A 7,476-nucleotide genomic window follows, 5' to 3' on the forward strand; every position below is an offset into this window, starting at 1 on the left:
CCCGCCCGGTGCGGCGACTGGCACCATTGCCCCACGGCGATGCGTGGGACCGGCCACAGCGGGCGGCTGCGCCCGCCCGCCGCGCCGAAAGGTCCTGGCCACGCTCCTGACGCCGGCGGCGTGAAGGACGTCCCACCGCGGCGGTCCACGGGCCGGACGTATCCAGGATGTCTGTCCGCGCGGCGAGGGAAATCGGCTTACGCGTTTCGTGTCGACGACGGCAACGTGCGCGCCGCGCCCCGGTGACCCACGCTGCCGGCCCGGCGATCGATTCCTCCCGCGCGGTTCGCGGCACCAGGAGATAAGGCGAACCGATGAGCAAGAAGATGTTCTCCGACCAGGAGATCAGTGACTTCGTCGACGAGTTCCGGGCCAACGGCGGCCGGCCCGCCGGCAAGTACGCGGGATACACGCTGCTGCTGCTGACCAGCGGTGTGGAGGCCGACGGGACGCCGCACGTGAGCCCGCTGAACTTCTACGCCGACGCCGACCGGTACTTCGTCTACGCCGTCAATCCAGGCGTTGACGAGCACCCGCGCTGGCTGCACGACCTGCGCGCCGACCCGCAGGCCACCATCGAGGTCGAGGGCCGGACGTTGCAGGTCACGGCCGAGGAGATCCACGGAGCGAAACGCGACGAGATGTACGCCCGCCAGGCCGCCCGCTACCCACAGTTCACGGAGCATCAGGCGACCGCGACCCGCCTCATCCCCGTCGTCGAGCTCGTGCCCAACGCCAACCGCTGATCATCCCGGCATTTCCCCACCCGCGCGCCGGGGCCTGTCCCCGGCCGCGGCCAGATGCGCTCGCCGCCGGTCCGCTGCCACCGGACCCCGGCCCCTACCGACCTGCCGGGGTTTCGGCCGTTCCGGTGAGGGTGGCTCGGGCGAGGATGTGCGGGGCGATGGTGAAGCCGAGGAATGCCGGCGTGTTGTCAGCCTGAACGCCGATGTCCTCGACGTCGAGTGCGTGAACGGTAATGAGGTAGCGGTCCGGGCCGTGTCCGGCAGGCGGGGCGCCTCCGATGAACCGGGCGGCGCGGGCGTCGTTGGGCAGCTGTATGGCCGGGGCGGGAAGTCCCGAGCCGCCGTCATCGCCGGCTCCTTCCGGCAGCGAGTTCCCTCCGGGCCAGGCGTTGAAGCCGCAGAAGCTGGCCGAGGAGCGGGCGCTGAGCCGCCGGGGAGAGGATGGGGGCAGTCCTGTGGCAGGTCACGCTCGCGACCTTCTACACCTTCTACACCTTCAGTCCGCGATCGGTGACGACGCGTTCGCCGCAGCGGGGACATACGGGCAACTGCGCTGATCACAACCAGATACGCGTCCTGGAGCACGCCTGTGGACTTGTCAGTCCGACGTGGTCCGTGCAGGCTCGGCCGGGGGCGCTCCCGCCGCGATGGAGTTCCGGCCGGGTCGCGGGTCTGTTCTGGTGTCGTAGGACCGTCGTACGGCACCGCCCGGTACGAGATCACGGAGGACGCCATGACGACCACGCCGGATGATCCGACCACCGCGCCGCCCGGCCGCCCGCCCGTGGTCGACCTGGCCACCTGGCAGGCTGCCCGGGACGGGCTTCTGGTCCGCGAGAAGGCCCACACCCGCGCCGGCGACGCCCTCGCCGCGGCGCGACGCCGGCTGCCGATGGTGGAGTTCGACGGGACGGTGCAGGTCGTCGGGCCCGACGGCCGGGTGGCGTTCCTGGACCTGTTCTCCGGTCGCGACGAGCTCGTGGTCTACAAGCACATGTGGTACGACGGCGCGCCGCACCAGGGTCAGTGCGAGGGCTGCACCACCACGGCCTGGCACCTGACCGACGCCGTCTACCTCAACGCCCGCGGCGTCTCGTTCGCCATCCTGACCACGGGCCGGTGGGACGAGGTGGCCCCCTACGTCGCGTTCATGGGCTACACCCAGCCCTGGTACTCGGTGCGCGACGTGGCGGCACCCGTCGGCGGCAGCATGGGTTCGATCACCTGCTTCCTGCGCGACGGCGACCGAGCGTTCCTCACCTACTCCACGACCGGCCGCGGCAACGAGCCGGTCAACGCCTCCCTCGCCCTGCTCGACAGGACGCCCTACGGCCGCCGCGAAGCCTGGGAGGACAACCCCGAGGGCTGGCCCGCGGCCCCCGCGGCCGACTCGCCGGTCGGTGGGCAGGGCGCGCCGATCAGCTGCTCCTGGCGCACGGACGCGGACGGGACCGCCACCTGGGGCCCGACCAGCCGCCCCGTGCCGCAGTGGACCCGCCCCGGCGCGACCCCCGTGCAGGCCCTCGGCCGGCACGGCCACCACCACTGACGCGCCTTCCTCGACGGCGTCGGCACAGGTGTCAGAGACGCGTCGCGAGCAGGACGGCGCCGGCGACGAACACGGCCAGCGACAGTGCGTAGCGGGCGACGAACTGCCAGCTGCGGGCGGTGTGCCCCGACGCGGCGGTGATCGAGCGCAGCTCGACATACGGCCCGGGCGCGCGCAGGAACCAGCCCGTGACCAGCACCTCCTCGTCCACGAAGGCGTCGGCCCCGGTCAGGCCGAAGAAGGTCCGCGCGCCGGGGAACGGCTGGAGGTAGACGATCGGGATGATGCCACTGTCGTCGGCGAGGACGAGGTCCGGGGAGGCGACGTAGCCGCCCCGCCCGACGATCCGGCCCCGCAGACTGACGGGCAGGGCGCCGACCGGTCCGGCGTCGAGGCGTTCGAGCAGGCTCGCGGCCTCGTCCACCGGCTCGGGCGCGCCCAGCGGGCTGCGCAGCGCCGCGCGGACGACCAGCAGCAGCCCGCCGGTGGCGACCAGCGCCGCGACCGTCCGCGGGCCGCCGAGGTCCGGGTCGTGGCGGACCGCCGTGACGGCCGCGAGCAGGCACGCCCAGCCACCGAGGTAGATCGGGAGCTCCACCAGGAAACGGCCCCACGCCGCGGGCCGCTCCCCCGGGCGCGGCGCCGCGGCGGCACGCAGCTCCGCCCAGTGCGTCGGGGCGCCCGGCAGGCCGCTGCGTTCGAGGGCGGCGATGCGGTGCACGACGAGCGGATGGGTGGCGAACAGTTCCTGCCAGCGGGCCCACGGGCTGGTGTTCTCCCAGCGCATCGCCGCGGCCACCCGCTCGGGCGGCAGTCCCGGGCCGAGCAGGCCCGCGGCGGGCAGTCCGCCCGGTCCGGCGATCCCCAGCGCGCCGGTCGAACGCATCCGCCCGGTCCGGCGGGCGAGGCGGCGGGCTTCGCGATTCTCGTCGTCGGCGCGCAACGCGGCGATCCGCGCGGCCCGCTCGCGGCCCACCTCGTCGACGCCGTAGGCGATGCGGACCAGCGCGGAGCACAGCGCGTCGCCGTCTCCGGTGACGCGGCAGGAGGCGTGGTCGGCGCCGCGTTCCCGCGCGCGGGCGAAGCCGAGCAGCGCCAGCTGCGAGACGAGGTAGGCGGCGAAGGCCAGCAGCCGGTTGACGTCGTTGTCACCCGACCGGTCGGCGCCGCGCCCGCCGGCCGTCGCGTAGTAGAAGACCATCGGGATCAGGCTGGCCGCGGTCATCACGGCCACGTCCCGGTGCGCGACATGGCCGAGCTCGTGCGCCACCACCGCCTCGACCTCGCGCTCGTCGAGACGGTCCAGCAGCCCGCGGGAGACCCACACCCGGCTGTCGCGGCGGGTGCGGCCGAAGGTGAACGCGTTCGGTTCGCCGTCGTCGACGATGCCGAGGCGGACCAGGGGTAGGCCGGCGGCCTGGCACTGCCGCGCGACGATCGCGGCCACCGGCTCGTCGCTGCGGTACCCGTCGGCGGTGCGGGCAAGCTCCGTCGCCGGCACGAGCCAGGCGATGACCCATGGCGCGACCAGGTACTGGACGGCGACGATGGCCACCCCGCCCGCCATCGCCCAGGTGAAGGGCACCGGCGAGAGCGCGGTCACCAACCAGCAGGCAAGGACCAGGACGCCACCCAGAACGCACAGCACGGCCAGCAACCGACGCCGAACATACCCCTGCACGAGAATTCCCCGCCCCCCGAGATCGACCGGACAGCCGAAACTGCCCCCAATACTAGGGGTATCGGGAAGAAAAGGGCGTCGTTCACACACGCTCCTCACATGCGCAGCGTGATGTCCTGCGGGGGCCGTGCACCCGTTCCCTTCCCGGAAAGAGCCCTCGATGCGGTCGAAGTCCCACCGGCGGATCCGTGGCCGTGAGCCCGTCGCCGCCAAGGTCCCCGAGATCACGGCCCTGTTCTGGGTCATCAAAGTTCTCACCACCGGGATGGGGGAGGCCACCGCGGACTTTCTCGCCGGGGTGAACCTGGTGCTCGCGGCGGCCATCGGCGTGTTCGGCTTTGCCGGCGCACTCTGGCTGCAGTTCCGAACCCAGCGTTACCAGGCGCCCGTCTACTGGTTCGCCGTGGTGATGCTCGCCGTCTTCGGCACGATGGCCGCGGACGGGCCGCCGATCGGCCACCTCGGCTCGGCGATCTTCTACGCCCTTGTCCTCGCCGTCGTGCTCCACCGGTGGCACCGCAGCGAGGGCACGCTGTCGATCCACAGCATCGTCACCCGTCGCCGGGAGACGTACTACTGGGCCACCGTGCTCGCGACCTTCGCCCTCGGAACCGCCCTCGGGGACGTGACGGCGAGCACGCTGCACCTGGGCTTCCTGCCGTCTGGTCTGATGTTCGCGGCGATCATTGCCGTGCCGGCGATCGCCCGGTGGCGGTTCGGGCTGGGTGAGGTCGCCGCGTTCTGGCTGGCCTACATCGTCACCCGCCCGCTCGGCGCCTCGTTCGCCGACTGGCTCGGCAAGCCGCACGACCGCAGCGGGGTCGGCCTCGGCGACGGGGTCGTCAGCGCCGCCGCCACCGTCGCGATCGTGGTGCTCGTCGGTTACGTCGCGATCACTCGCCGGGACATCCAACGCGGCGAGCTCCCGCCCGCGGTCATCACGCAGCCCACCCAACGGGACGCCCCGCAGGACCGCACGCTGCGGTAGCACGGCCCCGCCCGCACCGGCCGGCCGGGACGCGACGCTCACACCGCCTTCACATCGTCGTCCCGGCAAGGTGGGTGACGGTGGATCACCGCCCGGAGAAGAGGGATCTGTCGTGTCCAGCGATGTCGCGCTGAATATTCTCGATCCGTCGTCGATCGTGTCCTCCGTCGGCCTGCTCGGCCTGATGGTCGTCATCTTCGCGGAGACGGGGCTGTTCGTCGGATTCTTCCTGCCGGGCGATTCGCTGCTGTTCCTCGCCGGAGCCTTCTGCGCGGGCGACGCGGCGGCGGCCGGGCCCCATCTGCACCTGCCCACCGTGCTGCTCGGTGCCTGCGCCGCGGCGGTCGCGGGCGCGCAGACCGGGTATCTCATCGGCCGACGGGCCGGGCCGCGGCTGTTCGACCGGCCGAACTCCCGGCTCTTCCGGCAGGAATACGTCGAGCGGGCCCGCGGGGTCCTCGACAGGTACGGGTTCGGGAAGGCCGTCGTGCTCGCCCGGTTCGTACCGGTCGTCCGGACGTTCCTGAACCCGCTGGCCGGCGTCGTGCGGATGCCGGTGCGGGTGTTCACGGCCTTCAACCTGATCGGTGGTCTGTTGTGGGCCGCCGGGGTGATACTGCTCGGCTACGCGCTGGGGCGGACCATCCCCATCGAGCACTACATGATCCCGGTCTCCCTGGCGATCGTGCTGCTCTCGGCCATACCGGTGCTGCGCGAATACCTCGCCCACCGCCGGGCGCGCACCGGGCGGGCGCCGGGGGAGGCCACCTCGTCCTCGCCGGAGCGGTGATCTAACATGCTGCCGGTCAGGCTCGGCCCCCACGCGGCAGCGAGCGACGCAGCCGGGTCGGGAACGCTCGCCGTCCCACCCGGCCTCCCACCGTGCGGGCGTGCCGCCGCACCCGGACCACCAAGGACATCCATCACGTGAGCGCGATCAGCGTCGGGCAGGCCGTCGTCCTCGGCATCGTCGAGGGACTGACCGAGTTCCTCCCGATCTCCTCCACCGGCCACCTCAAGATCACCGAGGGGCTGATGAACATCGAGGTGGACGACAAGGCCGTCGTCGGCTTCACCGCCGTCATCCAGGTCGGCGCAATCGCGGCGGTCCTCGTCTACTTCTTCGCCGACATCCGCCGCTTCGTCACCGCCTGGGGCCGCGGCCTGGTCAACCCGGCGGCGCGCCAGAACCACGACTACACCTTCACCTGGTGGGTCATCTACGCGACGATCCCCGTCGTTCTTGTCGGACTGGCCGCCAAACCGCTCATCGACGGGCCGCTCGGCTCGCTGTGGGTCGTCGCCGCGTCCCTGCTCGCCGGCAGTGCGCTGATGTGGTACGCCGACCAGCACGGCCGGCACAAACGCGGCGAGGACGACATCTCCCTGCCCGACGCCATGATCGTCGGGACGTCGCAGATCCTCGCCCTGCTCTTCCCCGGCTTCTCCCGCTCCGGCGCGACGATCTCCACGGGACTGCTGCGCGACCTCGACCGGGTCGGTGCCACCCGGCTGTCGTTCTTCCTGTCCATCCCGGCACTGACCGGTGCCGGACTGTACGAGCTGAAGGACGCCGTCGGCGGCGGTGTCTCCGCCCTGCCCCTCGTGGTGGGCACCGTGGTCTCCTTCGCCGTCGCGTACGCCTCCATCGCGTGGCTGCTCAAGTACGTCGCCCGGCACAACTTCAACGCCTTCATCCTCTATCGCATCGGCCTCGCCGGCGTCCTCGCCGGGCTGCTCGTCAGCGGGGCGATCAACGCCTGACCCCGGCTGGAATGATTTCCGGCCGGTATGCCGGGTAGGACGACGAAGGAGACCCCGTCTCCACCCACAAGGTTTTCCGCGGCCGGCATACGGAAAATGTTCCAGCGTGCCCCCGTCCGGTAAGCCGGTTGAATTCGCGGTCATGGACGTCACCCGTTACCGGGACGGGCTGATGTTCGAGCACTGATCCCTCGCCGACGCGCTGACGCTGCTGCAACAGACCGGCGCGCTCGGCTACTGATCTTTAGTTCACCGGGTCAAACTGGAGTGGATTCCGCCCGGTTCCAGTTCCGCGGCATCCGAGTGGTCGTGGTGGCGGCGTGTGGTGGCGGCTTGTGGTGGCGGTTGGCGGATGTTCGGGGTGGATGCGTGGGTGAGCGCCGATGTGGTCCTTCTGGCGGGTTCGGCGCCTGGTTTGTCCATACCCAAGGACCACGGGACGCCGGCTCCCCTGCACACCCCCGCTCCCACTCCCCTCACCCGTCACCACAGGTAACCAGACGGCCGGGCCTCGACCCGGGTCCCGGGAGAACCACCGCGCAGACGTGAGGACCGTGGCGCGTGCTCCGCGGAACACCATGATCGCTGGGATGGTGGGTCGGCGGCGTGGCGTGTGTTCCACGGAACATCATGATCGTCGAAGTCGAGTCCGGGCGCATCGCGGTACGACACGCCCGGTTCGCGAGCCGAAAACCGTGTGGAACGCACCGCAATCGGCCGTGGCCGTGGTCCGGCACCGCGGAACACC

7 protein-coding genes are annotated in these 7,476 nt (G+C 71.6%); 5 read left to right on the top strand and 2 right to left on the bottom strand.

Going from position 1 to position 7,476, the window contains the following annotated elements; all coding sequences use genetic code 11:
* The first annotated feature begins 314 nt into the window (after nucleotides 1-314).
* Nucleotides 315-746: a nitroreductase/quinone reductase family protein gene (locus NBZ85_RS24495; protein ID WP_261562675.1), complete on the top strand. Its 432-nt coding sequence runs from the start codon at nucleotides 315-317 to the stop codon at nucleotides 744-746.
* A 94-nt stretch (nucleotides 747-840) separates the two neighbouring features.
* Here the strand turns inward: NBZ85_RS24495 and NBZ85_RS24500 are convergent, their stop codons facing one another.
* Nucleotides 841-1,197, bottom strand: coding sequence for a YbhB/YbcL family Raf kinase inhibitor-like protein (locus NBZ85_RS24500; RefSeq protein WP_308205211.1), 357 nt, complete (start codon nucleotides 1,195-1,197; stop codon nucleotides 841-843).
* A 282-nt stretch (nucleotides 1,198-1,479) separates the two neighbouring features.
* Between NBZ85_RS24500 and NBZ85_RS24505 the strand changes: the two genes are divergently transcribed.
* On the top strand, nucleotides 1,480-2,295 hold the full coding sequence (locus tag NBZ85_RS24505) for a DUF899 family protein (protein WP_261558831.1): 816 nt from the start codon (nucleotides 1,480-1,482) through the stop codon (nucleotides 2,293-2,295).
* A gap of 31 nt (nucleotides 2,296-2,326) precedes the next feature.
* On the opposite strand, the gene NBZ85_RS24510 is transcribed toward NBZ85_RS24505, so the two are convergent.
* Complete coding sequence (locus tag NBZ85_RS24510; RefSeq protein WP_261558829.1) at nucleotides 2,327-3,976, bottom strand: zinc metalloprotease HtpX; 1,650 nt, start codon at nucleotides 3,974-3,976, stop codon at nucleotides 2,327-2,329.
* Between the two features lie 160 nt (nucleotides 3,977-4,136).
* Here NBZ85_RS24510 and NBZ85_RS24515 point away from each other — a divergent pair, with 160 nt between their 5' ends.
* From NBZ85_RS24515 to NBZ85_RS24525, 3 genes are all read left to right on the top strand, one after another.
* A complete protein-coding gene (locus tag NBZ85_RS24515) occupies nucleotides 4,137-4,964 on the top strand; it encodes a COG4705 family protein (RefSeq protein WP_261558828.1) in 828 nt (275 codons plus the stop codon).
* Nucleotides 4,965-5,076: 112 nt separating this feature from the next.
* Entirely contained in the window at nucleotides 5,077-5,754 is a 678-nt protein-coding gene (locus NBZ85_RS24520; protein ID WP_261558827.1) for a DedA family protein, read from the top strand.
* Between the two features lie 137 nt (nucleotides 5,755-5,891).
* Nucleotides 5,892-6,728, top strand: a complete 837-nt coding sequence (locus tag NBZ85_RS24525; RefSeq protein ID WP_261558826.1) for an undecaprenyl-diphosphate phosphatase — start codon at nucleotides 5,892-5,894, stop codon at nucleotides 6,726-6,728.
* Nucleotides 6,729-7,476 lie beyond the last annotated feature (748 nt).

The organism is Frankia tisae (assembly GCF_025403405.1).
In the GTDB taxonomy this organism is placed as follows: domain Bacteria; phylum Actinomycetota; class Actinomycetes; order Frankiales; family Frankiaceae; genus Frankia; species Frankia tisai.

Excerpts from the sequence above, each read along its gene's own strand:
- NBZ85_RS24495 (WP_261562675.1), top strand. The coding sequence starts at position 315 with ATGAGCAAGAAGATGTTCTCCGACCAGGAGATCAGTGACTTCGTCGAC.
- NBZ85_RS24505 (WP_261558831.1), top strand. The coding sequence starts at position 1,480 with ATGACGACCACGCCGGATGATCCGACCACCGCGCCGCCCGGCCGCCCG.
- NBZ85_RS24515 (WP_261558828.1), top strand. The coding sequence starts at position 4,137 with ATGCGGTCGAAGTCCCACCGGCGGATCCGTGGCCGTGAGCCCGTCGCC.